Origin of the sequence: Candidatus Protochlamydia sp. R18 (assembly GCF_000648255.1) — a bacterium.
Lineage (GTDB): Bacteria > Chlamydiota > Chlamydiia > Chlamydiales > Parachlamydiaceae > Protochlamydia > Protochlamydia amoebophila.
In genome coordinates this window covers 1-232 of sequence record NZ_BASL01000111.1, presented here as the reverse complement: position 1 = coordinate 232, position 232 = coordinate 1, and the positions used below count along the sequence as shown (strand labels likewise).

The window sequence follows — 232 nt, the reverse complement described above, 5'->3', positions numbered from 1 at the left end:
TAGAGTTAAAAGATTCAAATTTCTGTGATTTATATCCCTCTATCAGTTGTTCTTCTAAATGTTTCACCACTTCTGTTAGTCCATAATAATCGGCTAGTTGAATAGAAGAAAAGATCTCTTCCAAGGGAACTTTAAAGTTAACATCCATGACCCAATTAAGCAGATGCGTAAATTCCTTTTGTGTCAAAGCGAGAGGATGTTGCAGAGTTTCTTGAAATTGCCCCGACCACAG

At 36.6% G+C, this 232-nt stretch carries 1 pseudogene; it reads right to left on the bottom strand.

The annotated features are described in order from the left end of the window. Positions 1-232, bottom strand: a pseudogene (locus TY19_RS00040) (BTB/POZ domain-containing protein); the annotation flags it as partial.